Raw genomic sequence first — 26,444 nt, forward strand, 5'->3', positions numbered from 1 at the left:
GGTGTTGTAGCTAAAATCTTCGCTTAATAGCATTTAGATTTTTGCACTCTCTTCATTAGAAGAGCACGCATCTGAAAAGGGGAGCTTCGGCTTCCCTTTTGTTTTCTCAAAAGAAATATTACCTTCCATCTATCTTCTTCCCTCTCGATACAAAACCAACTTCCAATAAATTGCGATTATTTTTCCAACACTACTTGCATACTAAAGTGTGATCTGTATAATGCATCGCACTGGCTAACGCTGGTTGTGAACCAATGAGCACTGAGGAGTAGGTCTTACCTAGTAATGTATACTCAGCTTATGTTCGCGGTTAATAAAAATAGTAAACTTCTTGTTTACTTCAAAAGTTAACTGACAATGCGTCCTAATTTTGGGTGCTACGGTTTCACATAAATCAATCGGCATTCTCTCGTTTTATCGGGTTTGAGTGGCGATATTGTTTGTGTAATTTTTAATAATTGGAGCTCTGTCTCATGCAGAACCAACGTATTCGTATCCGCCTTAAAGCGTTTGATTACAAGCTAATCGATGCTTCAACTGCGGAAATCGTTGAAACAGCAAAACGTACTGGCGCACAGGTTCGTGGTCCTATTCCACTTCCTACTCGTAAAGAGCGTTTCACTGTTCTTACCTCTCCACACGTCAACAAAGATGCACGTGATCAGTACGAAATCCGTACTCACAAGCGTTTGATCGACATCGTTGAGCCAACAGATAAAACTGTTGATGCTCTAATGCGTCTTGATCTTGCAGCTGGCGTTGATGTTCAAATCAGCCTAGGTTAAGGGAGATAAGAATAATGATTGGTCTAGTCGGACGTAAAGTGGGTATGACCCGCGTATTTACTGAAGAAGGCGTTTCTATCCCAGTAACTGTTGTTGAGGTTGAAGCGAACCGTATTTCTCAAGTTAAAACTCTTGAGACAGACGGCTACGCAGCAATCCAAGTAACTACTGGTGCTAAGAAAGCTAACCGTGTAACTAAACCTGAAGCTGGTCACTTCGCGAAAGCGGGTGTAGAAGCAGGTCGCGGTCTTTGGGAATTCCGTTTAGAAAACGGCGAAGAGTTTGAAGTTGGCGCTGAGCTAAACGTAGAACTTTTCAACGAAATTAAAAAAGTAGACGTTACTGGTACATCTAAAGGTAAAGGCTTCCAAGGCGCTATCAAGCGTTGGAACTTCTCTACTCAAGATATGACTCACGGTAACTCTTTGTCTCACCGCGCACCGGGTTCAATTGGCCAATGTCAAACTCCAGGCCGCGTGTTTAAAGGCAAGAAAATGGCAGGTCACATGGGTGCTGAGCGTGTAACGACTCAAAACCTAGAGATCGTACGTGTTGACGCTGAGCGCAATCTACTCCTTATTAAAGGTGCAGTACCGGGCTCAACAGGCGGAAACGTGATCGTAAAACCTGCTGTTAAAGCATAACGTCTAGGAGTAAGTAATGGAATTGATGGTTAAAGGTGCTGATGCACTAACTGTTTCCGAGACTACTTTCGGACGTGACTTCAACGAAGCTCTTGTACACCAAGTAGTTGTTGCATATGCAGCAGGTGCTCGTCAAGGTACTCGTGCTCAAAAGACTCGTTCTGAAGTATCTGGCGGTGGCGCTAAGCCATGGCGTCAAAAAGGTACTGGCCGCGCACGTGCTGGTACAATTCGTAGCCCAATCTGGCGTACAGGTGGTGTTACTTTTGCTGCGAAACCACAAGATCACAGCCAAAAAGTAAACAAAAAAATGTACCGCGGTGCTATGAAGAGCATTCTTTCTGAGCTAGTTCGTCAAGAGCGTTTAATCGTTGTTGATAACTTCTCTGTAGAAGCACCAAAAACAAAAGAACTTGTAGCTAAGCTTAAAGAGCTTGAGCTAAGCGACGTTCTGATTGTGACTGGCGAAGTAGATGAAAATCTATTCTTAGCTGCTCGTAACCTATACAAAGTAGATGCACGTGATGTTGCTGGTGTTGATCCAGTATCACTAATCGCTTTCGACAAGGTTCTAATGACTGCTGACGCAGTTAAGCAAGTTGAGGAGATGCTAGCATGATCACTGAAGAGCGTATCTTAAAAGTTCTACGTGCTCCGCACATCTCTGAAAAAGCAACTATGGCAGCTGAGAAAGCGAACACTATCGTTTTCAAAGTAGCTAAAGATGCAACTAAGAAAGAGATCAAAGCAGCTGTAGAAAAGCTATTTGAAGTTGAAGTTAAGTCTGTAAATACTCTTGTATTAAAGGGTAAGACCAAACGTCAAGGTATGCGTGAAGGCCGTCGTTCAGACGTTAAGAAAGCCTACGTTACTTTGAAAGAAGGTCAAGATCTTGACTTCGTTGGCGGCGCGGAATAACAGGAGTAGTAAAAATGGCTATTGTTAAATGTAAGCCGACTTCCCCTGGTCGTCGTCACGTCGTTAAAGTTGTTAACGCTGACCTACACAAGGGTAAGCCATACGCACCACTTCTAGAGAAAAACTCTAAGAACGGTGGTCGTAACAACAACGGTCGTATTACAGTACGTCACATCGGTGGTGGTCATAAGCACCATTACCGTGTAATTGACTTCAAACGTACTAAAGATGGCATCCCAGCGAAAGTTGAGCGTCTAGAATACGATCCAAACCGTAGTGCTAACATCGCTCTAGTTCTGTACGCAGACGGTGAGCGTCGTTACATCATTGCACCTAAAGGTGTTAACGCAGGCGACCAGATTCAATCTGGCGTAGATGCTGCAATCAAAGCAGGTAACACTCTGCCGATGCGCAACATCCCAGTAGGTTCTACTGTACACTGTGTTGAACTTAAGCCTGGTAAAGGTGCTCAACTAGCTCGTTCGGCTGGTGCTTATGCTCAAATCATCGCTCGCGATGGTGCATACGTAACTATCCGTCTACGTTCTGGTGAGATGCGCAAAGTTCTTTCTGAAGGTCGTGCAACGATCGGTGAAGTTGGTAACTCTGAGCATATGCTACGTGAACTTGGTAAAGCTGGTGCTTCACGCTGGCGCGGCGTACGTCCAACCGTACGTGGTGTAGTAATGAACCCGGTGGATCACCCACATGGTGGTGGTGAAGGCCGCACATCTGGTGGTCGTCACCCAGTTTCTCCTTGGGGCGTTCCTACTAAGGGCTTCAAGACTCGTAAGAACAAGCGCACTGACAAGTACATCGTACGTCGTCGCACTAAATAATTTATAAAGAGGAATCGCCATGCCACGTTCTCTCAAGAAAGGTCCTTTTATTGACCTACACTTGCTGAAGAAGGTAGAGAAAGCGGTGGAAAGCGGAGACAAAAAGCCTATTAAGACTTGGTCCCGTCGCTCAATGATCATCCCAACAATGATTGGTTTGACCATCGCTGTCCATAATGGTCGTCAGCACGTTCCAGTTTTCGTTACCGAAGAAATGATCGGTCACAAACTGGGCGAATTTGCACCAACTCGTACTTATCGCGGTCATGCTGCAGATAAGAAAGCTAAGAAGAAATAAGGAGTAGATGATGGAAGCTTTAGCTAAACATAACTTTGCTCGTATTTCTCCACAGAAAGCTCGCTTAGTTGCAGACCAAATTCGCGGTAAGTCGGTAGACCAAGCTCTAGAAATTCTAACTTTCAGCAACAAAAAAGCTGCTGTATTAGTTAAGAAGGTTCTTGAGTCAGCTATCGCTAACGCGGAACATAACGAAGGTGCAGATATCGACGATCTAAATGTCGCTAAAATCTTCGTAGATGAGGGCCCTATCATGAAGCGTATTATGCCTCGTGCTAAAGGTCGTGCGGATCGTATCTTGAAGCGTTCAAGCCACATCACTATTGTTGTAGCAGATCGCTAAAGACTAGGAGAGTAAGCAATGGGTCAGAAAGTACATCCTAATGGTATTCGTCTTGGCATCGTTAAGCCTTGGAATGCTACATGGTTTGCTAATACCAACGAATTCGCTGACAACCTAGACGGCGACTTCAAGGTACGTCAGTTCCTTACAAAGGAACTACAAAAAGCATCATTATCTCGTATCGTTATCGAGCGTCCAGCTAAGAGCATCCGTGTGACTATTCACACTGCTCGTCCTGGCGTTGTTATCGGTAAGAAAGGTGAAGACGTAGAGAAGCTACGCGCAGCTGTAGCTAAAATCGCAGGTGTACCAGCGCAAATTAACATCGCTGAAGTACGTAAGCCTGAGCTAGATGGTCAGCTTGTAGCTGATAGCATCGCGTCTCAACTAGAGCGTCGTGTTATGTTCCGTCGTGCAATGAAGCGTGCGGTACAAAATGCTATGCGTCTAGGCGCTAAAGGCATCAAAGTACAAGTAGGCGGCCGTCTTGGCGGTGCTGAAATCGCACGTTCTGAGTGGTACCGTGAAGGCCGTGTGCCTCTACACACTCTACGTGCAGACATTGATTACGCAACTTCTTCGGCTCACACTCAATACGGTGTGATCGGCATTAAAGTTTGGATCTTCAAAGGTGAGATTCTAGGCGGTATGCCAGCTGCTAACGCAGTAGAGCCAAAAGGCGATAAGCCTAAGAAGCAGCGTAAAGGCCGTAAGTAAGGAGTCGAACGATGCTACAACCAAAACGTACTAAGTTCCGCAAGGTTATGACTGGTCGTAACCGTGGTCTAGCTAAAGGTACTGAAGTAAGCTTCGGCGAATTCGGTCTTAAAGCTGTTGGCCGTGGTCGTCTGACTGCACGTCAAATCGAAGCGGCACGTCGTGCTATGACACGTCACATTAAGCGTCAAGGTCAAATCTGGATTCGTGTATTCCCAGACAAGCCAATTACTGAAAAGCCTCTTGAAGTTCGTCAAGGTAAAGGTAAAGGTTCAGTTGCGTACTGGGTTGCTCAAATCCAACCAGGCAAAGTTATGTACGAGATGAATGGCGTACCTGAAGAGTTGGCACGTGAAGCGTTCCGCCTAGCGGCACGTAAACTGCCTGTTAAAACTACTTTTGTAACTAAGCAGGTGATGTGATGAAAGCACAAGATCTACGCGAAAAGAACGTTGAAGAGCTTAACGCTGAGCTATTGAATTTGCTACGTGAACAGTTCAACTTGCGCATGCAAGCTGCAACTGGTCAACTTCAGCAAACTCATACTCTAAAAGCTGTACGCCGTGACATCGCACGTGTGAAAACTGTTTTGACTGAAAAGGCAGGCGCATAATGAGCGAAACTAACCGCATCCAGCAAGGCCGTGTAGTAAGTGACAAGATGGACAAGTCTATCGTTGTTGCTATTGAACGCACTGTAAAACACCCAATTTACGGTAAGTTCATCAAACGCACGACTAAAGTACACGCACACGACGAAGACAACACTTGTGGCCTAGGCGACAAAGTTGAAATCGCTGAGTGTCGTCCTCTGTCTAAGACTAAGTCTTGGACATTGGTTAAAGTTCTAGAAAAAGCGAAGATTTAATCTTTGTAATTCTATAACTTATAAGCGGCTCCAAATTATTTTTTGGAGCCGCTTGTTTTTTGTCTACCCAATTTAAAAAAAGGGTGGTACAATTCGCGTCCCTTTTAAAGAGGCAGCCCGACCCGAGAGGGTCTAGTTTTAATATTTAGCGGAGCACTAACAATGATCCAGATGCAAAGTACACTTGACGCAGCAGATAACTCTGGCGCGCGCAAGGTAATGTGTATTAAGGTTCTGGGTGGCTCTCACCGCCGTTATGCACATATCGGTGACGTCATCAAGGTTACAGTGAAGGAAGCGATTCCTCGCGGTAAAGTAAAGAAAGGTGATGTTCTGAAGGCGGTAGTAGTGCGCACCCGTAAAGGCGTTCGTCGCCCAGACGGTTCTGTCATTCGCTTCGACAGTAATGCTTGTGTATTGTTAAATGACACTACTGAGCAACCAGTCGGCACACGTATCTTTGGTCCTGTGACTCGTGAACTTCGTAACGCGAAATTCATGAAGATTGTATCACTAGCACCTGAAGTTCTGTAAGGAGCGGCAATATGGCAGCTAAAATCCGTCGTAATGACGAAGTAATCATTCTTGCTGGTAAAGATAAAGGCAAGAAAGGTAAAGTAACTAAGGTTCTGACAACTGGTAAAGTTATCGTTGAAGGCATCAACCTTGTTAAGAAACACCAAAAGCCGGTTCCGGCTCTAGGTCAACAAGGTGGCATCGTTGAACAAGAAGCAGCTATTGATGCTTCTAACGTTGCTGTTTTTAACGCGGCTACTGGTAAAGCAGACCGTATCGGTTTCCGTATCGAAGATGGCAAGAAAGTTCGTTTCTTCAAATCTAACGGCGAAACTGTTTCTAACTAATTAGAAGTAATTTGGAGTTCTACTATGGCGAAACTGCATGATTACTACAAGTCGTCTGTAGTCGCTGAGCTTACCAAAGAGTTCAGCTACACAAGCGTCATGCAAGTCCCTAGGATTGAGAAAATCACCCTAAATATGGGCGTTGGTGAAGCAATCAACGATAAGAAACTGCTAGAAAACGCAGCAGCTGATATGGCAACGATCTCTGGTCAAAAGCCACTTATCACTAAAGCGCGTAAATCTGTAGCTGGTTTCAAAATTCGTGAAGGCTACCCAATTGGTTGTAAAGTAACCTTGCGTGGTGAGCGCATGTGGGAATTTTTAGAGCGTTTAATCTCTATCGCACTTCCACGTGTACGTGATTTCCGTGGTGTTAGCGCTAAGTCTTTTGACGGTCGCGGTAACTACAGCATGGGCGTTCGCGAGCAAATCATCTTTCCGGAAATCGACTACGATAAAGTCGATCGTGTCCGCGGTCTTGATATCACTATCACGACTTCTGCGGGTTCCGATGAGGAAGGCCGAGCTCTGCTGGCTGCCTTTAACTTCCCATTCCGTAAGTAAGGGTAGGGTTACTGTTATGGCTAAACAATCAATGAAAGCACGTGAAGCTAAACGTGCAAAACTAGTAGCTAAGTTCGCTGAAAAGCGTTCTGCGCTAAAAGTTATCATTAGCGATGTAAACGCATCTGAAGAAGATCGTTGGAATGCGGTTCTTAAACTGCAATCTCTTCCACGTGATTCAAGTGCATCACGTCAGCGCAACCGTTGCAACCAAACTGGTCGTCCACACGGTTACCTACGTAAATTCGGTCTAAGCCGCATTAAGGTTCGTGAAGCTTGCATGAAAGGCGAGATTCCGGGTCTTCGTAAGGCTAGCTGGTAATTGCCACTTAATCATTTGGAGTAAATCTTATGAGCATGCAAGATCCGATTTCGGATATGCTGACCCGAGTTCGTAACGGTCAGGCAGCAAACAAAGTTGCTGTAAAAATGCCTTCTTCAAAGCTTAAAGTTGCAATTGCTGCATTACTTAAAGCTGAAGGTTACATCGTAGACTTCGCTGTTAACAGCGAAGCAAAACCTGAGCTAGAAGTTACTCTTAAGTACTTCCAAGCTAAACCTGTAATCGAGCAAATCAAGCGTGTATCACGTCCTGGTCTAAGAGTTTATAAAAATAAAGACTCTTTACCTACAGTGATGGGTGGTCTTGGTATTGCAGTTGTTTCTACTTCCAAGGGTCTGATGTCTGACCGTGCTGCTCGTAAAGCAGGTCTTGGCGGTGAAATCATCTGTTACGTAGCTTAAGGAGTAGATTATGTCTCGTGTTGCTAAAGCACCTGTCGCTATTCCAGCTGGCGTAGAGGTGAAACTAAACGGCCAAGAAGTTACTGTAAAAGGTAGCAAAGGTGAGCTTACTCGCGTTCTTAACAGCGCCGTAGTTATTGCACAGGAAGAAACCAACCTAACTTTCGGTCCGAAAGAAGGTGTTACTAACGCATGGGCACAAGCTGGTACAGCTCGCGCTCTAGTTAATAACATGGTTGTGGGTGTTACTGAGGGCTTCACTAAGAAGCTAACTCTTAAGGGTGTTGGTTACCGTGCTGCTATGAAAGGCAACTCTGTAGCTCTAACTCTTGGTTTTTCTCACCCAGTAGAGCACGCTCTACCTGAAGGTATTAAAGCTGAGTGCCCTAGCCAAACTGAGATCATCATTACTGGTTGCGATAAGCAAGTAGTAGGTCAAGTTGCGGCTGACATTCGTTCTTACCGTGCTCCTGAGCCTTACAAAGGCAAAGGTGTTCGTTACGCAGATGAAAATGTGCGTACTAAAGAAGCTAAGAAGAAGTAAGGTATCACTATGGATAAGAAAGCATCTCGCATCCGTCGTGCTACACGTGCACGTCGTAAGATTGCAGAACTTGGTGCAACTCGCCTGGTAGTACACCGTACTCCTCGCCATGTTTACGCACAAGTTATCGCGGCAAACGGCTCTGAGGTTATCGCAGCTGCTTCTACTGTAGAAAAAGCGATCCGTGAGCAAGTTAAGAACACTGGTAACGTTGATGCAGCTAAAGCAGTTGGTAAAGCTGTTGCTGAGCGCGCTCTTGAAAAAGGCGTAGCTTCAGTTGCATTTGATCGTTCTGGTTTCCAATACCACGGTCGAGTAGCGGCGCTAGCAGAATCTGCTCGCGAAGCTGGTCTGAAATTCTAAGGTAGGGTTGGAAGATGGCTAAAGAACAACAACAAGCTAATGATTTGCAAGAAAAGCTGATCGCAGTTAACCGTGTATCTAAGACGGTTAAAGGTGGTCGAATCATGAGCTTTACTGCACTAACAGTAGTTGGTGACGGTAACGGTCGCGTAGGTTTCGGTTACGGCAAAGCTCGTGAAGTACCTGCTGCGATTCAAAAAGCAATGGAAAAAGCGCGCCGTAACATGGTTACAGTATCGCTTAACGAAGGCACTCTTCACCACCCGGTGAAAGGTCGTCATTCGGGCTCTAAAGTTTACATGCAGCCAGCTGCAGAAGGTACAGGTGTTATTGCCGGCGGTGCAATGCGTGCTGTACTTGAAGTTGCGGGCGTACATAACGTACTTTCTAAAGCATACGGTTCAACGAACCCGATCAACATCGTTCGTGCAACGATTGGTGCTCTAGTAGACGTTAAGTCACCAGAAATGGTTGCTGCTAAACGTGGTCTAACTGTTGAATCTATTTCGGAGTAAGCACACGATGGCAACTATTAAAGTAACTCAAACTAAAAGCTCAATTGGTCGCCTACCTAAGCACAAAGCGTGTCTTAAAGGTCTAGGTCTTCGTCGCATCAACCATACAGTAGAACTTGAAGATACACCGTGCGTACGCGGTATGATCAACAAGGTTTACTACATGGTTAAGATTGAGGAGTAATCAGAATGCGTTTGAATACTCTATCACCGGCTGCTGGCTCTAAACCTTCTAAGAAGCGTGTAGGTCGTGGTATCGGTTCTGGCCTTGGTAAAACAGGTGGCCGTGGTCACAAAGGTCAAAAGTCACGTTCTGGCGGCTCTGTTCGTCCAGGTTTTGAAGGCGGTCAAATGCCTCTAAAACAACGTCTACCTAAATTCGGTTTCACTTCTCGTAAGAGCCTAGTGTCTGCTGAAGTTCGTCTAGCTGAGCTAGCGAAAGTAACAGGTGACGTAGTTGATCTTAACAGCCTTAAAGCTGCTAACGTTATCACTAAGAACATCGAGTTTGTTAAGATCGTTCTTTCTGGTGACCTAAGCAAAGCTGTGACTGTTAAAGGTCTACGCGTGACTAAAGGCGCTAAAGCTGCAATCGAAGCTGCAGGCGGTAAAATCGAGGAATAATCTCGAGGAACGAGGTACAGATGGCTAAGAAACCAGGACAAGATTTTCGTAGTGCTCAGAGCGGCTTAAGTGAACTAAAGTCGCGCTTATTATTCGTAATTGGTGCACTTTTAGTATTCCGAGCCGGCTCTTTTGTGCCGATCCCTGGTATTGACGCAGCTGTACTTGCCGATTTGTTCGATCAGCAAAAAGGTACCATCGTAGAAATGTTTAACATGTTCTCCGGTGGTGCTCTTGAGCGTGCATCTATATTAGCATTGGGTATCATGCCGTACATTTCGGCATCGATCGTAGTCCAATTGCTAACTGTAGTTCATCCAGCGTTAGCGGAACTCAAGAAAGAGGGTGAAGCAGGCCGTCGTAAGATAAGCCAATATACACGCTACGGCACGCTTGTACTTGCAACATTCCAAGCTATTGGTATCGCAACAGGCTTACCAAACATGGTCGACAATCTGGTTGTTATCAACCAAACCATGTTTACGCTTATTGCTACCGTGAGTTTAGTAACTGGTACCATGTTCTTAATGTGGTTAGGTGAACAAATCACTGAGCGAGGAATCGGTAATGGTATTTCCATTCTGATTTTTGCAGGTATTGTTGCTGGATTGCCTTCTGCAATCGGTCAAACAATCGAGCAAGCGCGTCAAGGTGAATTGCATGTGCTTCTTCTGCTGTTGATTGCTGTATTGTCTTTTGCTGTTATTTACTTCGTAGTTTTCATGGAACGTGGTCAACGTCGTATCGTCGTTAACTATGCGAAACGTCAACAAGGTCGTAAAGTTTTTGCAGCACAAAGCTCTCACTTGCCTCTTAAGATTAATATGGCAGGTGTTATTCCAGCGATTTTCGCATCAAGTATTATTTTGTTCCCAGGAACATTAGCGCAGTGGTTTGGTCAAAATGGTGAAAGCAGCGCGTTCGGTTGGTTAACTGACGTGTCATTAGCTCTTAGCCCAGGTCAACCTTTGTATGTAATGCTTTATGCAGCAGCTATAATCTTCTTCTGTTTCTTCTATACAGCGTTGGTGTTTAACCCACGTGAAACAGCTGATAACTTGAAGAAGTCTGGTGCATTCGTACCCGGTATCCGCCCAGGTGAGCAGACAGCGAAATATATCGATAAAGTGATGACTAGACTAACCCTTGCGGGCGCTCTATACATTACTTTTATATGTCTGATTCCTGAGTTCATGATGGTCGCGTGGAACGTTCGTTTCTACTTTGGCGGCACATCACTACTAATCGTAGTGGTAGTTATCATGGATTTCATGGCACAGGTACAGACTCATCTGATGTCACAACAGTATGATTCTGTGTTAAAGAAAGCGAATCTGAAGGGTTACGGCCGTTAATTCGGTGGTAACAATTTCGATTCCATTTACGGAGTTTAGCAATGAAAGTTCGTGCTTCCGTTAAAAAAATCTGCCGTAACTGTAAAGTTATCAAGCGTAACGGTGTCGTTCGCGTGATTTGCAGTGAGCCAAAGCATAAGCAACGCCAAGGCTAATTAGCAGAAATTTTTACTTGAAATACAAGGTAGAGTCGAGTATATTCCTCGGCCTACCTTTTGCGTGCAAAAGAAGTAGTATGCCGCAGCGTATCCATAACGGGCTTTGCTGCGGATAATTCTTTTATGAACCCCTTAGGAGTGAATAATGGCCCGTATAGCCGGCATTAACATTCCTGATCATAAGCATTCTGTAATTGCACTTACTGCAATCTACGGTATCGGTAAAACTCGCTCTCAAGCTATTCTAGCTGAAGTGGGTATTGCTGAAGATGCTAAGATCAGTGAACTAACTGAAGAGCAGATCGATCAACTGCGTGATGGTGTAGCTAAGTACACTGTAGAAGGTGATCTACGTCGTGAAGTATCGATGAACATCAAGCGTCTTATGGACCTTGGCTGTTACCGCGGTCTTCGTCATCGTCGCAGTCTACCACTACGTGGACAGCGTACTAAAACCAACGCTCGCACCCGTAAGGGTCCGCGCAAGCCGATCAAGAAATAGTCGGATAAGGTAGAGTACAATGGCAAAACAACCAACTCGCGCGCGTAAGCGCGTACGCAAGCAAGTAGCTGATGGCGTAGCGCACATTCATGCTTCTTTCAACAACACAATCGTAACTATCACTGACCGTCAAGGCAACGCTCTTGCATGGGCTACAGCAGGTGGTTCAGGTTTCCGTGGTTCTCGTAAATCTACTCCGTTCGCAGCACAAGTTGCAGCTGAGCGTTGTGGTGAAATGGCTAAAGAATATGGCCTAAAGAACTTGGAAGTTATGGTTAAGGGTCCAGGTCCAGGTCGCGAATCTACTGTTCGTGCACTGAACGCTGCTGGTTTCCGTATCACTAACATTGTTGATGCGACACCAATCCCTCATAACGGTTGTCGTCCACCTAAGAAACGTCGCGTTTAAGTTTCGTTTCTAGGAATATTGGAGAAAGATCATGGCAAGATATTTGGGTCCTAAGCTTAAGCTTAGCCGTCGCGAAGGTACTGACTTATTCCTTAAGTCTGGTGTCCGTGCGATCGATACCAAGTGTAAAATTGATAACGCACCAGGTGTACACGGCGCTCGTCGCGGTCGTCTATCTGAGTATGGCGTTCAGCTTCGTGAGAAGCAAAAAGTTCGTCGTATCTACGGCGTTCTAGAAAAACAATTCCGCAACTACTACAAAGAAGCTGCACGTCTTAAAGGCAACACAGGTGCAAACCTGCTTCAGCTTCTTGAAGGTCGTCTTGATAACGTAGTTTACCGTATGGGCTTTGGCGCCACTCGTGCTGAATCTCGTCAACTAGTTAGCCACAAGTCTATTCTAGTTAACGGTAAAGTTGTAAACGTTCCTTCTTTCAAAGTAGCGGCAAACGACGTTGTTTCTATCCGCGAGAAAGCTAAACAGCAATCTCGTATTAAAGCGGCTCTAGAAGTTGCTGAACAACGTGAAAAGCCAACTTGGATTGAAGTAGATGCTGGCAAAATGGAAGGTACATTCAAGCGTATGCCTGAGCGTTCTGACCTATCAGCTGACATCAATGAACACTTGATCGTCGAACTTTACTCTAAGTAAGGTTAAAAAAAGAGAGGACACAATGCAGGGTTCTGTAACAGAATTTCTTAAGCCGCGTCTTGTTGACATTGAACAGATCAATACGACACACGCGAAAGTAACTCTTGAGCCATTAGAGCGCGGTTTCGGCCACACTCTAGGTAATGCTCTTCGCCGCATTCTTCTATCTTCTATGCCGGGTTGTGCCGTAACAGAAGTTGAAATTGAAGGTGTGCTACACGAATACAGCACTAAAGAAGGCGTTCAGGAAGATATCCTGGAAATCCTTCTAAACCTTAAAGGTTTGGCTGTACGCGTTGCTGAAGGCAAAGATGAAGTGTTTATTACACTGAACAAATCAGGCTCAGGCCCTGTTGTTGCAGGTGACATCACCCACGATGGTGATGTAGAGATCGCTAACCCTGAGCACGTAATTTGTCACCTAACGGATGACAACGCTGAGATCGCTATGCGTATCAAAGTAGAACGTGGTCGTGGTTACGTTCCAGCTTCAGCTCGTATCCATACTGAAGAAGATGAGCGTCCTATCGGTCGTCTACTAGTTGACGCTACTTACAGCCCGGTTGATAAAATCGCTTACGCTGTAGAAGCGGCACGTGTAGAACAACGTACTGATTTAGACAAGCTTGTTATCGATATGGAAACGAACGGTACTCTAGAACCTGAGGAAGCAATCCGTCGTGCAGCTACTATTTTAGCTGAACAATTGGATGCGTTCGTAGATCTTCGTGATGTACGTGTACCTGAGGAGAAGGAAGAGAAGCCAGAATTCGATCCTATCCTACTACGTCCTGTAGACGATCTTGAACTAACAGTTCGCTCTGCTAACTGTTTGAAAGCAGAAGCGATTCACTACATCGGTGATCTTGTACAGCGCACTGAGGTTGAGCTACTTAAAACGCCAAACCTTGGTAAGAAATCTCTTACAGAGATTAAAGATGTGCTTGCTTCACGTGGTCTTTCTCTAGGCATGCGTCTAGAAAACTGGCCACCAGCGTCAATCGCTGAAGATTAATCGAAAAGTTAGAAGGATTAGGTCATGCGCCATCGTAAAAGTGGTCGTCAACTCAACCGCAACAGCAGTCATCGCAAAGCGATGTTCAGCAACATGGCTAGCTCTCTTGTTCGTCACGAAGTTATTAAAACTACCGTGCCTAAAGCAAAAGAACTACGTCGCGTAATTGAGCCATTGATTACCCTAGCTAAGACAGACAGTGTTGCTAACCGTCGTCTTGCATTTGCTCGCACTCGTGATAACGAAGTTGTGGCAAAACTATTTAATGAACTAGGCCCGCGTTTCGCGGCTCGCCAAGGTGGTTACACTCGCATTCTTAAATGTGGTTTCCGTACTGGTGATAAAGCTCCAATGGCTTACATTGAGCTCGTAGACCGCCCAGCTGCTGAAGAAGCTGCTGAGTAATCTATACTAGATTCTTAATACAAAAGCCGAGCATTAGCTCGGCTTTTTTGTGTCTGTAGAACAAGGAAAAGATAATAGAAATTGCACCATGATGTTTGGCACTTTTTGCTTGTCTTATCTGCTCCAATTTTCAAAAATGTCTCGTATCTCGTATCTCGTATCTCGTATCTCGTATCTCGTATCTCGTATCTCGTATCTCGTATCTCGTATCTCGTATCTCGTGTCTCGTGTCTCGTGTCTCGTATCTCGTATCTCGTATCTCGTATCTCAAATATCTTTTCTTCCACGCACAAAAAAGAGCACCGAAGTGCCCTTATTAGTTTTTAAGCTAGCTATTAATAACTAACGATTATTGCCATATAGCTGAAAGTGAATCCATCAGGCCGCTCGTTGCACCTTGTGACTGCAGTGCTTGAAGAATGATGGGTGCAAATGTTGTAACCATTGATGGATCCATACCTAATCCAGAAAACGCACTTTCAACGGCACCTTGTGAGCTTAGTAGCGATGATAGCCCCGTAGACTCAAGGCTCGACATGCCTGGAATAAGTGTCGCGAGTTCTTTGTTGTCGGCTGTGCCAAGTGAGTTTTGTGCAAGGGCCAACATTGAACCAATACCGCCAACTGCTTGGTCGCTGGTAACAGAAGCTTGGTCAGCTACCGTATCCACAAGTGGTGTTGTTTCGTTCTGCTGAGACCACATATTCACTGCTGCCATTAGTGCAGTTTGTGATAGTTGGGAATAGTTGGTATCTGATGATGAACTGGTTTGTTCAGAGTCGCTAGTGCTAGCGCAAGAGACAACAGCAAGGCTGCTTAAAACTGTGATGAGTACTTTCTTCATTATTCGTCCTTAAGTAATAAAGTAATTTACTCTTTCACTATAAACGAAAAACGGCGATGTAGTCACATCGCCGTTGGATTATTTCAATTTTATTTGCCAATAGTATTTTGTTTTACTAAAGGTTTTTATAAAAATTAAAGAATAGCTAGAAGTTCTACTTCAAATACTAGAGCAGCAAATGGTGGGATTGCAGCACCTGCGCCACGCTCACCGTATGCTAGATCTTGAGGGATGTATAGCTTCCACTTAGAGCCAACAGGCATCATTTGTAGAGCTTGTACCCAACCTTGAATTACGCCAGTTACTGGGAATTCAGCAGGTTGACCGCGAGATACAGAGCTGTCGAAAACAGTACCGTCAGTTAGTTCACCGTGGTAGTGAACACGTACTTGCTTGTCTGCAGTAGGGATTTCGCCAGTACCTTCAGTTAGTACTTCGTACTGAAGACCAGACTCAAGAACTGTTACTTCTGAACGAAGAGCGTTGTCAGTTAGGAAAGCTTCGCCGTCAGCTGCTGCTGCTTTAGCTAGTTCTTGACGTGCAGCTTCACCACGAGTGTGTAGCTCTTGTAGTGCGTTGTTGATTTCGTCAACTTCGATAGCTGGCATGTCACCAACTAGAGCTGTTGCGATACCAGCAGCGATTGCGTCAACGTTTAGGCCTTCAAGACCAGAACCAGCAAGTTGTTGGCCCATTTGTAGACCGATACCGTAGCTAGCTTTTTGCTCTACAGTTTCAAATTTTACTTCAGACATGAAAAGTCACTCTTTTTGTCAGTACGAAAAGGGTAAGAATACCAGTATTAGCAGCGTGAAGAAACGGCTAGTCCCTGATCACTTGCGCTTTACCGTGCCCAAATCACAGCCATGTCAATTTTCTCGCTTTGGGCCTTGTTGTGACGGAAAGATCTATACTGTTGGTACTTTGGTTTTTATACTGTAGTTATTCAATGTATAGGACGCAGTGGTATGAATCGTCGTCAAAAGAAAAAACAGAAAGTTGACCACTTAGCAGAATTCAAGGATCGACTGAATCAGGTCAAAGAGAAATTGAGTTCGATCGATGTGAAGAAAATGAAAACCTCGACAGCGCAAACTTGGGGTTTATTGCCGAAGTTACACCAAAGACTGTTGATGGTGATTTCTCCGATCGTACTGATATTACTTTTTGTGCCGCTACCAGAACCTAAAGTAGACACAGCTCCAACAACATCGCGCGTTGAGCTTGAAATAAACACCGTCGGCTTAAGCGAACAGCAAAATGCCAAGAACAGCTCATTAGAACCGAGTAACAAAAATTGGCAGGAGTACCTTGTTAAGCAAGGGGATACGTTAGCGCAGGTTTTTCGAAACAACGATTTGCCATTGTCTGACTTGAATGCGTTAGTGCGAATTGAAGGTGCAGATAAGCCGCTCAGTCAGATTCGTAAAGGCCAGCTGGTTCGTTTCAAACTTGCTGAAACTGGGCAGTTGGACATTCTTCAGCTAGAGAAAGGCGACACTTCGGTGATGTTCTTCCGCTTATCCGATGGTGGCTTTGGTCGCAGTAAGTAGATGAATAGTGAGCCTGAGTTAAAGCGCTTCACCAGACACAGATAAACGATAGAAAAGAGCTAAGCATTAGCTCTTTTTTTTGGTCGCTTGAAAGGGGCGAGTGGCAAGATGATAAGCATGATTCCGATAAAGGTTAATGTATCCGGAATCTCATCGAACCATATTGCACCTATTAGCGCGACAAACACCAATCCTGAATACTCAGCCAAGGCAATTTGGCTAGAGTGTGCTTTTTGATAGGCAGCAACTGCAAGGCCGTTGTAACTTAAGATTAGCGTCGCACTCAGGGCTATGTATCCCAAATGCTCCACAGACACTGGCTGCCAGTATAAGAAGCACAGTACTAATGAGGCTGGAATAGAGAATAAGGTTGTCCACCACAGCGTAGTGACCACCGTTTGCTCACTAGGAAGCTTTCTTACGAGTACATTAAATAGTGCTAGGGTGAGTGCTGTCCCCAAAGCAAACAGTGCCGCCCAATGAAATTGTGATGGCCTCAAGACAATCAATGCACCAATAAAACCTATGGTTGTGCCGATAACCTTGCCGAGTGCCGGTTGCTCTTTCAATAGCAACATTGAGAGCGGCAACATCAGTAAAGGCGCGACATAAAATACTGCGTTGGCGGTTGCCAAAGACAAGTGAGTGATCGCGACCACCATGCACCCACTGCCGATCAGAATTAACTGACCTCGAATGAAGGTTACCTTAGCCTGCTGTAAGCGCCGTTGTTCTTTTTTCTGCTGTAGCCACAAAGGGGTGATGATGAGCAGAGATATCAACTGTCGGAAAAAAATATACTGTAAGGGCGGTACTTCGCCATTTAACAGCTTTACCGCTACGTCGGAAAGCGAGGCAAACAAGTTACCTGCAACCAACAATAGAATACCGGCAGTGATATTCGTCATTATTTTTCTAATCTCATGTCTATATGAGGAATGTCATCTTCGAGGTACATATCCGAGATGGTGTTGAAGCCGTGGCTCGCATAGAAGTTTTCTAGGTGTTGCTGCGCGCCAATATCAATGGCCGTATTTGGCCAAAGAGCCTCGCAGCGTGTTAATGCTTCTTTGATTAATTGATGCCCCAAGCCACCACCTCTTGCCGATTGCTTGGTTGCGACTCGACCGATGCTGGTGTTGTCGTAAGAGGTACCTGGTGGTAATAAACGTGCACACGCTACCAACTCTTCATCAGCATAGCCAAGCAGGTGCTCAACACCCGCGAGTGTATCTTTACCGTCCAGCTCTGGATAAGGACAAGTCTGCTCGACCACAAATACATCGACTCTTAATTTAAGTAGTTGATAAAGCTGTTGTGTTGAGAGTTCAGAAAAAGGAATTGAGTGCCAAGTGATCATGTTTACATCCAGAGATTATCGATGCTCTGAATGTACTATGCGCGATGATTGTTGGCATTAACTATTGTTAATTCGACCTTTAATTCTGCTCAGGCTGATTGCGGTTATTCCTAGGTAGGCTGCAATTTGATTGTCGTTCAAGCGCTGCTCAAGGTCGGGATAGTGCTCGCAGAACAGCTGATAGCGTTGCTCTGGTGTATAGAGCAGCATGAAGCGTTCTTTGTTTTCCTTATGCATCAGTTGTGTTTCTAACAGCTTTAAATACAAAGGATTATTTGATGCACGCCACTCGATAACCGCATTCATTGGCAGCTCTAACATGGTGATGGGTGTCAGCGTTTCTAATAGGTAAGGAGAGGCTTGGTTCTTTATCAGACTCTCAAAGCCGATGATCCAATCTTGTTCCCAATAGAACTCTTTGCTGTATTGCTTACCATCATCAGTGAGGTAGCAGGCATGGCACAAGCCTTCAAGTACAAAGTAGATTGAACTCGCCATCTCACCTTGATTGATCAAGATGTGTCTGGTTGGCAGCTCAAGTGGCTTGGCGACAGCGAGTAGAGATTCAATCTGGCTTTCAGAGAAGTCGAAGCTTTGCAGTTGTTCGATAAAAGAGGTGTGCATGAAAATAACCTATCCCAAATAAGTGCCGAAATCATCGCACTTATTTGGAGAGAGGTACAGAGCGGGATAAATCAGCGGCGTGCGTGTTGCTCTAGGTAATCTTGAGCAAGCTCTCTGCCCATGTATTTACCCAGAGTCTTCAGTGGTACCTTTTTAAGGTTCACGACAATCAAGCCATCCAAGGCATCATTAAACGATGGGTCGACATTAAAACACACCAGTTTACCGTTCATCCCTAGATATTGGCGCAGCAGTACCGGCAGGCCTTTACCTTGCTCCATGCGTGCTAACACTTTAGAGAGCAGAGGCACACTCGCCAGTGAAGAGAGCAGGTGATTTTGCCAGAACACATGACTGCTGGTATTGAGTGGTGACGAAGGTGAAACCAAATTCGCCTTTTCCTCATCATAATGGTGGATTGATAACGTGGTCGCGATCAACAGACGCGCATTGTGGCTGTAATCATTGCTGATACTGACTGGGCCGAACAGATGGGTATATTGAGGGTGACGAGACACAAAGGTCGCAATGCCTTTCCACAATAGTAACAGTGAGTTCAGGCTCTTTTGGTAAGGTTTACTTACTACCGATCGCCCAAGCTCAATGCTGTTTTCTAACGTATCAATGAATTCTTGGTTGTAGTTAAACAGGCTACGAGAGTAAAGCTGATCAAGCCCGTGCTCTGCGATGAGTTTGTCGACCATACCGAGTCGATACGCCCCGACCAGTTCTGCCTTGGTTTTATTCCACACAAACAGTTGATGGTAGTAAAGGTCATACTCATCTAAATCACAGGCCAGCCCACTGCCTTCTCCGACTTCTCTAAAGCTTTCTTCTCTTACTCGACCAATCTCGCGCATTAAGTTAGGAATAGATTGGCTAGGCGTGCAGTAGACCTCGAAGTCCCCTTGCTCAAGTAACTTCATATCTTCCGGAAGAGAATCGACCTCTATTGCCAACACTTCTGGCGGAATAGGCGCAATCACTTGGGTATCAAAAGAAGGTGCGTGGATGGGCGTGCTCGGGCTGTCTTGTTGACTCATTAGATAGGTATTAAGTCGTAGGTAGTTGACGATATCCATCTCTTTTTCAAACGATTTTATCTCTGAATATGGAATCGATGAGCCAATCGAGATAGAGATAGTTGTCGCTTGTTTATTAAGAAGTTCACGCCCGAGTAGAGCGGTTCTCAACAGTGGATGAACACGACCCGCTTGATAGAAAAGCTCACTGTTCTTGCCATTGATAAAGATAGGTACCGTGGTGGCTTGGTGACGTTTGACGAATTTCGCTACCGACTTGCTCCACTCGATGTCTGTCAGTGTTTTTGCCCCTTTACGGTAGCTTGATACTTCACCTGCTGGGAATACAATCAATAGTCCACCATCAGCCAAATGACGATTGGCATCTCGAATCGCTTTGGCATTGGTGCGTTTCGATTCTTTACTGTTAAAGACATCGACACCGATGAAAAGATCATCCAGTTCAGGCAGGCGCTTAAGTAACTCATTGGCCAGCACCTTCACATCCTTTCTTACTGATCCTACGAGATCGGCAAGGATCACGCCTTCGATGGCGCCAAGCGGGTGGTTCGCCACAATCACGACAGGCCCTTCTTCCGGGATGTTTTCCGTGCTTCCCGATGCAACCGAGTAGTCGATATTGAGCGCCGACAGAGTGTAATTCATGAATTCGAAGCTAGATAACTCGTTTTTACGATCTTGGTAGAGTCGGTCTAGCTTAGATAGCCCAGTTGCCCACTCGACAACAGACTCACCTAAACCAAAAGGCGTGTAACGTGGTAAACGAAAAGGACTATCAATCATAATGAAATTACCTTACTTAATCAGTTGCGGCCAAACTTTATCGGCTTGTTGAATATGCTGTGCTTGGTCTTGTTCCCAGCGCTGCTTAATCTCTTGGTCGTAGTTGAGGTAAAGCTTGTTATCAACAATCGTCCATTGATGTGGGTCACTCGGTGCAAAGTCGCTCTTCGCTGATACTGCCCAAGCGCAATAGCCACCATATTGAGGGGCATATTTTTCAGGATTATTAACAAATAAAGTCAGATTCTTTTCAGAAGAGAAATACCAATCCGCCCCTTTGTACTCAGTGCTGAATTTTTTACTGCCTTCAATGGGCTTACCGGAAGTGAAATATGCGACGGTATCGTAGCCATCGAGCGCCTTACTGCTAAAGAAACCAGTGTAGATTTCATCGGCGGCAAATACGTACGGGCTAACAAGTAGCAGAACCATGGTGAATAGTTTTCTCATGATGGACTCCATCTATAGATTGATTGCGGGTGATAAATCAAAGGTAAAGCGCTGCTGATTTATCTGACATGGTTTAATGGGTTCGCATGGTGAGCCGGGTGCATAAAACATAGAGGCTTGACCATGCAGGTTACGTAAGTGTGTAAAGCTCACGGTATGTGCGTCTTCGCGATGCATACAGGTCGCTAAATGAGGTTGCTCATTGTGATGGTGAGAGTGGAACATCAGTAAGTTCTGTTGATTCTTACCTGCCGCCATGAGCTGATCATATTTTGCTTGTCGGTAGGCTTGCACTCGCTCTAAATCAACACCGGATGAGAAGAGTGGAGAATCAGTGTCGACTATTTTCTGTTGAATACCATCCCACATGTAGGCGATAACCAGACCATTGTGTTGGGTTAGATTGGGCGCGAAAGCTAGCAAGGTAAATGGGGCAAAAGAGTGTAGGTCTAGCTTGTGAAACGCTTCAGATAGCTGACTGATATTACGACTCGATGATAGGTTTTTAAGTAGCAAACCGCGGCTTACTAAAGGACCAACGGGCACTGTGCCTTGATAGTTATTAAGTAGGCATAGCGAAAGCCCGAACTCATTAATACTTATCCAGCTACCGCCGCCAGTTGGGTCGAGTGGCATAATGATATCGACACCGTTGACTCGATATTGTCTGGGTGGCATTGCCAGTGCTCGCGTCTTTTGTTCATCACGATTAAAAAAGACCTGATAACCATTCTCTTCAAGCAGCCAAGATACTGAACACATTATTATTGCTCCCTCAGATAGCTGTTGGTGGTTGGGGCATAACCAAAGGTGTTGCAGGTCTCGACGTCTAGGAAGGTGGTGATCACCTTGATCATCGCGTAATGATGATTGGCATGCAGTGCGGCAAAGGTGACCTCTCTTTCGAGCGTTGAAGGCAGGCTTGCGAACACTTGAGCATCCATCGAAACCTCGGTTTGGATCATGATAGGCGCTTCGAGATCTCGACGGTCTAATCGTTCAAGCCAGTTGATCACATAGTGGATCTCTTTGACTGCAATAGAGCGGTCGTATTCGACAGGATGACCACGACGACGAGTGTTGTAATCAACGGCCTCATCCTCTTTTAAAATCAAGGCGTGAAAAAGATCCAGTGTGTGACGAGTATGTTCACCGATAGAGCTTGTAACGTGTGGCTTTGCTCGTGTCAGGTAATCTCTGTCAGAAATCGCTAACAAAAACTCTAGACCCTGATTCAATATCTCTACCGCTCCCTTGATACTAGGAGAGAAAGAAGTAAGGGCGCTCGGTTGGGCTATGGGGTTCATTCATGATCCTCGTGCAAAGTTAGTCGGTAGTCGGATATTGTTGAACAAGACGTCGCTCTTCTTGCCACGCCGCAAATAAGCTCTTGAAAGAAGGGGATTGGTGGCCTCGTTGTTTTTGCTGAGCACCAATATCAAAAAGAATGCGATATTGCAGGAGTAGCGTAGAAAATATCTCTCGTAATGGGGTGTTGCGATCCCAGATATGTCCAGCCTCACTGCTTGCGCCATTGACCTCAAGAATCGTGAAATCCTCACCGTTCATTAGGCTGTACATGTCTTTAAACTTGACGTCGAGTCGACCAAAGTGAAAGCCATCGAAGTCGTCGAATATCTCGTCTAAGCGTTCTGTTAGAGCCTGAGTGATGTATTGATTACCGTCTCGGAAGATACAGCCACGGCTATGGCTGCCTGCAAACGCGAGTTGGAACTCTTCACCCTCTGCGAGCACTTGATCCAATTTATCTTCATGCCTTGGTAGATACAGGTGGCTGAGTTGCCCAGCGCGCGGGCTGTTTTCAATTAACTGCTTGAGTGTCGACTTGCCATCACCCATCACCATTGGCGCATATTTGAGTGTGATCGAGATGATCTCACCTTGCTTTTTATTTGGGTAACGAACGTAGAAAACACCCGCTTCGGCTTGATAAGGCGCCTTTTTTTGCAGTAGAAAGCGAGCATTATTTGGGAAAGATTCGACATATTGCTCAAGTTGAACTTGGTTGTTGATCAGCTTAACGCCAACACCTCGACAGCCAAGATCCGGCTTAGCCACGATAGGGAAATCAAGATCCGTTTGTATGAGTGCGCTGCGTGCGTCTTCGGCTTGTTTTTTACTGCCGAGATCCGTTTTGGTTAGGGTTATAAACGGTGAGATCCAACGCTGACTTGAAGATCCGGCAAGGCTCAATATCTCATGTTTTGATTCGCCTACCATGCCGCTTAACTTAATGCTTGGATTGGCGATGAGCGGCAGCGCCCAGTCAAAGTGCCGTAACCCTTGCATCAGGCTTTGAATGACCACTGGCGTGTAGAAGAACCAAGTCGGAAGAAACTCATAAGGAGAGACACTTCGCACGGTATCTTTTTCAAGCAGAGGCATACCTGCATTAATTTGATGTGCGGGAATGATGCGAATATCTTGCGGTGAACTCATGATAGCCCTCTAGAGTAGGTTTTATTCATTAATCGATTGCCGATAAACAGCAAAACGATGGCACACGGGATGATGATCCATTGATATTCAGAGGCTTGCAGCCAGGCTGATGTCCCTAAATAGTAGATGGCAGAGAAGACAATGCCAGTCCAGAGCGCAGTTGCGCCGATGACGGCAAATAAGAAAGTAGGCAGTGGGATGGCGAAAAAGCCACTCAGAGTAAAACCAACGGTGCGTAGCCCAGGAATAAAGCGGATAACAAAAAGGCTGCTGAATGCGTTTTGGCGTAATTTGGTACGAAGCGAACGAAAGTACTTATTGGTGAGGGCTTTATATCGAACGCCTCGGAAGTAACGTCCTGATTTACCAAGGTAATAAAGACCAAGATCACCAGTGGCAATGCCAATGAAAATTGCAAGTAACGCATATTGCGGTGGGATGAGTGCTTGAGTCGCTAAACCAGCGGCCGTCACGATTGCCAGATCTTCAAGCAGGTAAGAAAGCGCGATAATGCCAAGCATCAGCCATAGCAGCGACTCCTCCCCTGAATGTAACCATGCTTGAATGCTCTCGACGGTGCCCATCAAATGTCCTTATCTATCCTATAGATGAATGGCTTACCGGCCATTCATTGAGTGTAGTAAATTAAATAGACAGGAGGAGCTGAGAAAAACTTACAGCGAATTGCTGCTTTTTTACGTTGATTGGATTCAATAGGTGATTTGAGGTGTGCGATATTAGGCGAAGAATGAGCAGGAGTTTAAGCTTCGAAAGCTGAGGCCTTACACTAAGAATTTAGATAAGAAAAGAAAAAGGCTGAGTCGTTAAACTCAGCCTTTTAGAAGGTTAACTATTGATTACTAGAGTAATCTATTTAGTTAGATCAATTTGGTAAACGCCGAAACCAACATCGTCAGTGGCAACACGTTTCATTGGGTATTGACCCTTCTCTTTAATGAACTGTGCCGCTTTCTCACTTGGCGACGTTTCAAAGCGGATATCTAGCTTTTTATCCGTTTTGATTGGTGCGAATGACCAGTTGTTGTCAGCTGTTGGGCTCACTTGGCCTTGCTCTTTGCTTACGCGAGAGATGTAGTTCGCCAGTACAGTACGGTTCTCATCTGGTGCATCAAATGCGATGAAGTCTTCACCTGTGCCTGGGAATTTAGCGCTGTAAGCTCGGTAGTTGTTGGTTGCGATTAGGAAGTCTTGCTTCATGTCGATTGGCTTACCTTGGTAAGTTAGGCCAACAATACGCTGAGAATCAGGGTTAACGACTTTACAGTTTGCATCGTATTTCGCAGGCTGAGTTACGTCGATTTGGTAATCCACACCGTCGATAACATCGAAGTTGTAAGTACGGAAGTTATCCCACTCAATCAGCTGTTGTGGTGCTGTTGAGTTCACATCGATTTGGTTGAATTGGCCAGCAGAACACTCAAGCCACTCTTTTACTTCGTGACCTGTTACCTTCATTGCAACTAGCGTGTTCGGGTAAAGGTATAAGTCAGCCGCGTTACGGAATGTCAGTTGGCCAGATTCAACCTCAGTGAAGTTCGCTGGGTCATTCTTACGGCCACCGGCTTTGAATGGCGCAGCAGCAGAAAGTACTGGTGTACCGTCTAGGTCTGGGTCACCTTGGATGAACTGTTCAACGTAATCTTTCTGTGCAAGGTTAACAATCTGCACTGTTGGATCGTCTTGTACTAGAGACAGGAAGCTGTACATCACGTCGTCTGCTTTACCAATTGGTTGGTTAACAAACTCACGAGTACCTGCGTGGTCTTTTTCTAGTGCTGTTACGATGCCTTCATCAGCATCTGCAAGTGATTTCTTCTCGATCTTGTCGTAGATAGGGCGTGCTTCTGATTGGCCTTTTACTACTTCCCACTTACCGTCTTTTTGTGCAAGTGTTAGGTCCATAACACCAACGTGGCTACCCCAACGACCTGGCATTACTGCTGCAACGCCGTTCATTGTGCCAGTTTCGTTGTCGATGCCTTGAATGTCATCAAAACCTTTACCTGGGAACACTGCGTGAGAGTGGCCGAATGCGATTGCATCTATGCCGTCTACTTCAGATAGGTAGAACGTTGAGTTCTCTTCGCCATTTCTGTATGGGTCCGTTGATACGCCTGAGTGAGGGATAGCAACGATAACTTCAGCGCCTTCCGCTTTCATTTGAGGCACTAACTCGTTAGCTGTCTCAATGATATCGCGAGCGATTACTTTACCTTCAAGGTTCTTCTTATCCCACGTCATGATTTGTGGTGGAACGAAACCGATGTAGCCGACTTTTACTTCATGCTCTACGCCTGCAGTATCTTCAAACGTGTGCGTCTTGATGATGTAAGGTGTGAAGTAGTGTTCTTTGGTTTTTGCGTCGTAAACGTTAGCACTGATGTACGGGAAATCAGCGTCGTTGATTGACTCTTCTAGGAAATCAAGACCGTAGTTGAATTCGTGGTTACCTAGGTTTGCAGCGTCGTAGCTTAGCTGGTTCATAGCTTTGTATGCAGGGTGAACTTCGCCTACTTCGATGCCTTTGTCTGCCATGTAGTCACCCATTGGGCTACCTTGCAGCAAGTCACCGTTATCAACTAATACGCTGTTGGTTACTTCGCTTTGAGCTTCTTTTACTAGAGTTGCAGTACGTGCTAAGCCAATTTTTTTCGATGGCTTGTCTTTGTAGTAGTCGTAATCCATTAGGTTGGTATGGATATCCGTCGTTTCTACGACACGTAATTTAATCACTTCATCGGTATCTGGTGTTGTTGTGCAGCCTGCTAAAGTCAAACCAAGACCCGCAAGTACAGCCAATGACAAAGGTTTCATTGCAACTTTCATTTTGTAGCTCCAAAGTGGATAGTAGAAAATTCGTTGCGTAATGTAACAAAATGGAATGAAACAATGATTACAACGAATGTCAATTCGTGACTTAGATCGATTACTTTATGGTGTTCTGCAAGACGCCTCCCAAACCTGATTAATCGATGTGCAACTGATATCGATAATATTAGTCCATTCATTTCACCTGCTTATCGGTAAATTCAATCCCTTATCAGCTTTTCGAATAAAAAATGAAATTTTAGAATTTCCAGTAATATGAGAGGCTCGTCATAATGCCTATATCAAGGACGTATCAGGCAGATGAATAGCAAGGATAGCTCAAAACGAAGCTTCTGTTTTCTTCTAGTGCCAAT

The 26,444-nt window shown here is 45.2% G+C and carries 41 protein-coding genes; 29 read left to right on the forward strand and 12 right to left on the reverse strand.

Going from position 1 to position 26,444, the window contains the following annotated elements; genetic code table 11:
* Positions 1–473 precede the first annotated feature (473 nt).
* From rpsJ to rplQ, 28 genes are all read left to right on the forward strand, one after another.
* A complete protein-coding gene (rpsJ, locus tag AB4274_RS04730) occupies positions 474–785 on the forward strand; it encodes a 30S ribosomal protein S10 (protein WP_004736761.1) in 312 nt (103 codons plus the stop codon).
* 14 nt (positions 786–799) lie between these two features.
* The gene (gene rplC, locus AB4274_RS04735; protein WP_004736763.1) at positions 800–1,429 is read left to right on the forward strand and encodes a 50S ribosomal protein L3; all 630 of its coding nucleotides are present in this window, start codon (positions 800–802) and stop codon (positions 1,427–1,429) included.
* 16 nt (positions 1,430–1,445) lie between these two features.
* Positions 1,446–2,048 carry a 50S ribosomal protein L4 gene (rplD, locus tag AB4274_RS04740; RefSeq protein ID WP_004738803.1) on the forward strand — a complete coding sequence of 201 codons (603 nt, stop codon included), beginning with the start codon at positions 1,446–1,448 and terminating at the stop codon, positions 2,046–2,048.
* Complete coding sequence (gene rplW, locus AB4274_RS04745; protein ID WP_004736765.1) at positions 2,045–2,347, forward strand: 50S ribosomal protein L23; 303 nt, start codon at positions 2,045–2,047, stop codon at positions 2,345–2,347. The genes rplD and rplW overlap by 4 nt, the downstream gene beginning before the upstream one ends.
* 14 nt (positions 2,348–2,361) lie before the next feature.
* Positions 2,362–3,186: a 50S ribosomal protein L2 gene (rplB, locus tag AB4274_RS04750; protein WP_010435149.1), complete on the forward strand. Its 825-nt coding sequence runs from the start codon at positions 2,362–2,364 to the stop codon at positions 3,184–3,186.
* A gap of 19 nt (positions 3,187–3,205) precedes the next feature.
* A complete protein-coding gene (gene rpsS / locus AB4274_RS04755; protein WP_004736729.1) occupies positions 3,206–3,484 on the forward strand; it encodes a 30S ribosomal protein S19 in 279 nt (92 codons plus the stop codon).
* A gap of 10 nt (positions 3,485–3,494) precedes the next feature.
* Entirely contained in the window at positions 3,495–3,827 is a 333-nt protein-coding gene (gene rplV / locus AB4274_RS04760; protein ID WP_004736732.1) for a 50S ribosomal protein L22, read from the forward strand.
* An 18-nt stretch (positions 3,828–3,845) separates the two neighbouring features.
* Entirely contained in the window at positions 3,846–4,544 is a 699-nt protein-coding gene (gene rpsC, locus AB4274_RS04765; RefSeq protein WP_004736734.1) for a 30S ribosomal protein S3, read from the forward strand.
* Between the two features lie 11 nt (positions 4,545–4,555).
* The gene (rplP, locus tag AB4274_RS04770) at positions 4,556–4,966 is read left to right on the forward strand and encodes a 50S ribosomal protein L16 (RefSeq protein ID WP_004736736.1); all 411 of its coding nucleotides are present in this window, start codon (positions 4,556–4,558) and stop codon (positions 4,964–4,966) included.
* Positions 4,966–5,157 (forward strand): 50S ribosomal protein L29, encoded by a 192-nt coding sequence (gene rpmC / locus AB4274_RS04775; protein WP_004736737.1) that lies wholly within the window; start codon positions 4,966–4,968, stop codon positions 5,155–5,157. Before rplP ends, rpmC begins: the two co-directional genes overlap by 1 nt.
* Positions 5,157–5,411 (forward strand): 30S ribosomal protein S17, encoded by a 255-nt coding sequence (gene rpsQ, locus AB4274_RS04780; RefSeq protein ID WP_004736739.1) that lies wholly within the window; start codon positions 5,157–5,159, stop codon positions 5,409–5,411. The genes rpmC and rpsQ overlap by 1 nt, the downstream gene beginning before the upstream one ends.
* Positions 5,412–5,573: 162 nt before the next feature.
* Complete coding sequence (gene rplN / locus AB4274_RS04785; RefSeq protein WP_004736740.1) at positions 5,574–5,945, forward strand: 50S ribosomal protein L14; 372 nt, start codon at positions 5,574–5,576, stop codon at positions 5,943–5,945.
* Positions 5,946–5,956: 11 nt separating this feature from the next.
* Positions 5,957–6,274 carry a 50S ribosomal protein L24 gene (gene rplX, locus AB4274_RS04790; RefSeq protein ID WP_004738792.1) on the forward strand — a complete coding sequence of 106 codons (318 nt, stop codon included), beginning with the start codon at positions 5,957–5,959 and terminating at the stop codon, positions 6,272–6,274.
* 24 nt (positions 6,275–6,298) lie between these two features.
* A complete protein-coding gene (gene rplE, locus AB4274_RS04795) occupies positions 6,299–6,838 on the forward strand; it encodes a 50S ribosomal protein L5 (RefSeq protein ID WP_004738790.1) in 540 nt (179 codons plus the stop codon).
* A 16-nt stretch (positions 6,839–6,854) separates the two neighbouring features.
* Positions 6,855–7,160, forward strand: a complete 306-nt coding sequence (gene rpsN / locus AB4274_RS04800) for a 30S ribosomal protein S14 (protein WP_004738789.1) — start codon at positions 6,855–6,857, stop codon at positions 7,158–7,160.
* 29 nt (positions 7,161–7,189) lie between these two features.
* Complete coding sequence (gene rpsH / locus AB4274_RS04805; RefSeq protein ID WP_017061309.1) at positions 7,190–7,582, forward strand: 30S ribosomal protein S8; 393 nt, start codon at positions 7,190–7,192, stop codon at positions 7,580–7,582.
* Positions 7,583–7,592: 10 nt separating this feature from the next.
* Positions 7,593–8,126 carry a 50S ribosomal protein L6 gene (gene rplF / locus AB4274_RS04810; RefSeq protein WP_017063712.1) on the forward strand — a complete coding sequence of 178 codons (534 nt, stop codon included), beginning with the start codon at positions 7,593–7,595 and terminating at the stop codon, positions 8,124–8,126.
* Between the two features lie 9 nt (positions 8,127–8,135).
* A complete protein-coding gene (gene rplR / locus AB4274_RS04815) occupies positions 8,136–8,489 on the forward strand; it encodes a 50S ribosomal protein L18 (protein WP_004738784.1) in 354 nt (117 codons plus the stop codon).
* A gap of 14 nt (positions 8,490–8,503) precedes the next feature.
* A complete protein-coding gene (gene rpsE / locus AB4274_RS04820; protein ID WP_017061307.1) occupies positions 8,504–9,004 on the forward strand; it encodes a 30S ribosomal protein S5 in 501 nt (166 codons plus the stop codon).
* Between the two features lie 7 nt (positions 9,005–9,011).
* Positions 9,012–9,188 (forward strand): 50S ribosomal protein L30, encoded by a 177-nt coding sequence (rpmD, locus tag AB4274_RS04825; protein ID WP_004736756.1) that lies wholly within the window; start codon positions 9,012–9,014, stop codon positions 9,186–9,188.
* A gap of 5 nt (positions 9,189–9,193) precedes the next feature.
* Complete coding sequence (gene rplO, locus AB4274_RS04830) at positions 9,194–9,628, forward strand: 50S ribosomal protein L15 (RefSeq protein ID WP_004736758.1); 435 nt, start codon at positions 9,194–9,196, stop codon at positions 9,626–9,628.
* 20 nt (positions 9,629–9,648) lie between these two features.
* Positions 9,649–10,983 (forward strand): preprotein translocase subunit SecY, encoded by a 1,335-nt coding sequence (gene secY, locus AB4274_RS04835; protein ID WP_004738781.1) that lies wholly within the window; start codon positions 9,649–9,651, stop codon positions 10,981–10,983.
* 41 nt (positions 10,984–11,024) lie between these two features.
* A complete protein-coding gene (gene rpmJ, locus AB4274_RS04840) occupies positions 11,025–11,138 on the forward strand; it encodes a 50S ribosomal protein L36 (RefSeq protein WP_000868186.1) in 114 nt (37 codons plus the stop codon).
* A gap of 148 nt (positions 11,139–11,286) precedes the next feature.
* Complete coding sequence (rpsM, locus tag AB4274_RS04845; RefSeq protein ID WP_004738779.1) at positions 11,287–11,643, forward strand: 30S ribosomal protein S13; 357 nt, start codon at positions 11,287–11,289, stop codon at positions 11,641–11,643.
* Positions 11,644–11,662: 19 nt separating this feature from the next.
* Positions 11,663–12,052, forward strand: coding sequence for a 30S ribosomal protein S11 (gene rpsK, locus AB4274_RS04850; protein ID WP_004738778.1), 390 nt, complete (start codon positions 11,663–11,665; stop codon positions 12,050–12,052).
* 31 nt (positions 12,053–12,083) lie between these two features.
* Positions 12,084–12,704 carry a 30S ribosomal protein S4 gene (rpsD, locus tag AB4274_RS04855; protein ID WP_004738777.1) on the forward strand — a complete coding sequence of 207 codons (621 nt, stop codon included), beginning with the start codon at positions 12,084–12,086 and terminating at the stop codon, positions 12,702–12,704.
* A gap of 22 nt (positions 12,705–12,726) precedes the next feature.
* Positions 12,727–13,719, forward strand: a complete 993-nt coding sequence (locus tag AB4274_RS04860) for a DNA-directed RNA polymerase subunit alpha (protein WP_004729813.1) — start codon at positions 12,727–12,729, stop codon at positions 13,717–13,719.
* Positions 13,720–13,743: 24 nt separating this feature from the next.
* Complete coding sequence (gene rplQ, locus AB4274_RS04865; RefSeq protein ID WP_004729812.1) at positions 13,744–14,124, forward strand: 50S ribosomal protein L17; 381 nt, start codon at positions 13,744–13,746, stop codon at positions 14,122–14,124.
* Positions 14,125–14,473: 349 nt separating this feature from the next.
* Here rplQ and AB4274_RS04870 read toward each other — a convergent pair whose 3' ends face one another.
* Together AB4274_RS04870 and AB4274_RS04875 are read right to left on the reverse strand one after the other, a co-directional pair.
* Entirely contained in the window at positions 14,474–14,968 is a 495-nt protein-coding gene (locus tag AB4274_RS04870; protein ID WP_017058875.1) for a DUF2780 domain-containing protein, read from the reverse strand.
* Between the two features lie 134 nt (positions 14,969–15,102).
* Complete coding sequence (locus tag AB4274_RS04875) at positions 15,103–15,723, reverse strand: FKBP-type peptidyl-prolyl cis-trans isomerase (protein WP_017078817.1); 621 nt, start codon at positions 15,721–15,723, stop codon at positions 15,103–15,105.
* 213 nt (positions 15,724–15,936) lie between these two features.
* Here AB4274_RS04875 and AB4274_RS04880 point away from each other — a divergent pair, with 213 nt between their 5' ends.
* Positions 15,937–16,521 (forward strand): LysM-like peptidoglycan-binding domain-containing protein, encoded by a 585-nt coding sequence (locus tag AB4274_RS04880; protein ID WP_372111188.1) that lies wholly within the window; start codon positions 15,937–15,939, stop codon positions 16,519–16,521.
* A 59-nt stretch (positions 16,522–16,580) separates the two neighbouring features.
* On the opposite strand, the gene AB4274_RS04885 is transcribed toward AB4274_RS04880, so the two are convergent.
* The 10 genes from AB4274_RS04885 to AB4274_RS04930 all read right to left on the reverse strand — a co-directional run bounded on the left by AB4274_RS04885 (position 16,581) and on the right by AB4274_RS04930 (position 26,088).
* Positions 16,581–17,429: a DMT family transporter gene (locus AB4274_RS04885; RefSeq protein WP_017058877.1), complete on the reverse strand. Its 849-nt coding sequence runs from the start codon at positions 17,427–17,429 to the stop codon at positions 16,581–16,583.
* The gene (locus tag AB4274_RS04890) at positions 17,429–17,881 is read right to left on the reverse strand and encodes a GNAT family N-acetyltransferase (RefSeq protein WP_017058878.1); all 453 of its coding nucleotides are present in this window, start codon (positions 17,879–17,881) and stop codon (positions 17,429–17,431) included. The genes AB4274_RS04885 and AB4274_RS04890 overlap by 1 nt, the downstream gene beginning before the upstream one ends.
* Positions 17,882–17,938: 57 nt before the next feature.
* On the reverse strand, positions 17,939–18,505 hold the full coding sequence (locus tag AB4274_RS04895; protein WP_017067547.1) for a Crp/Fnr family transcriptional regulator: 567 nt from the start codon (positions 18,503–18,505) through the stop codon (positions 17,939–17,941).
* A 71-nt stretch (positions 18,506–18,576) separates the two neighbouring features.
* Complete coding sequence (locus tag AB4274_RS04900) at positions 18,577–20,331, reverse strand: lysophospholipid acyltransferase family protein (RefSeq protein ID WP_372111190.1); 1,755 nt, start codon at positions 20,329–20,331, stop codon at positions 18,577–18,579.
* Positions 20,332–20,343: 12 nt separating this feature from the next.
* A complete protein-coding gene (locus AB4274_RS04905) occupies positions 20,344–20,781 on the reverse strand; it encodes a YHS domain-containing (seleno)protein (RefSeq protein ID WP_102333018.1) in 438 nt (145 codons plus the stop codon).
* A gap of 12 nt (positions 20,782–20,793) precedes the next feature.
* Complete coding sequence (locus AB4274_RS04910; protein ID WP_017058882.1) at positions 20,794–21,543, reverse strand: NRDE family protein; 750 nt, start codon at positions 21,541–21,543, stop codon at positions 20,794–20,796.
* Positions 21,544–21,545: 2 nt separating this feature from the next.
* Positions 21,546–22,088 carry a hypothetical protein gene (locus AB4274_RS04915; RefSeq protein WP_372111192.1) on the reverse strand — a complete coding sequence of 181 codons (543 nt, stop codon included), beginning with the start codon at positions 22,086–22,088 and terminating at the stop codon, positions 21,546–21,548.
* 19 nt (positions 22,089–22,107) lie between these two features.
* Positions 22,108–23,241, reverse strand: a complete 1,134-nt coding sequence (locus tag AB4274_RS04920) for an ATP-grasp domain-containing protein (RefSeq protein WP_017058884.1) — start codon at positions 23,239–23,241, stop codon at positions 22,108–22,110.
* Entirely contained in the window at positions 23,238–23,825 is a 588-nt protein-coding gene (locus AB4274_RS04925) for a DedA family protein (protein WP_372056148.1), read from the reverse strand. Before AB4274_RS04925 ends, AB4274_RS04920 begins: the two co-directional genes overlap by 4 nt.
* A gap of 286 nt (positions 23,826–24,111) precedes the next feature.
* Positions 24,112–26,088, reverse strand: a complete 1,977-nt coding sequence (locus AB4274_RS04930; RefSeq protein WP_372074950.1) for a bifunctional 2',3'-cyclic-nucleotide 2'-phosphodiesterase/3'-nucleotidase — start codon at positions 26,086–26,088, stop codon at positions 24,112–24,114.
* Positions 26,089–26,444 lie beyond the last annotated feature (356 nt).

Source organism: Vibrio sp. 10N.261.55.A10, from assembly GCF_041470825.1.
GTDB classification, from domain to species: Bacteria; Pseudomonadota; Gammaproteobacteria; order Enterobacterales; family Vibrionaceae; genus Vibrio; species Vibrio crassostreae_C.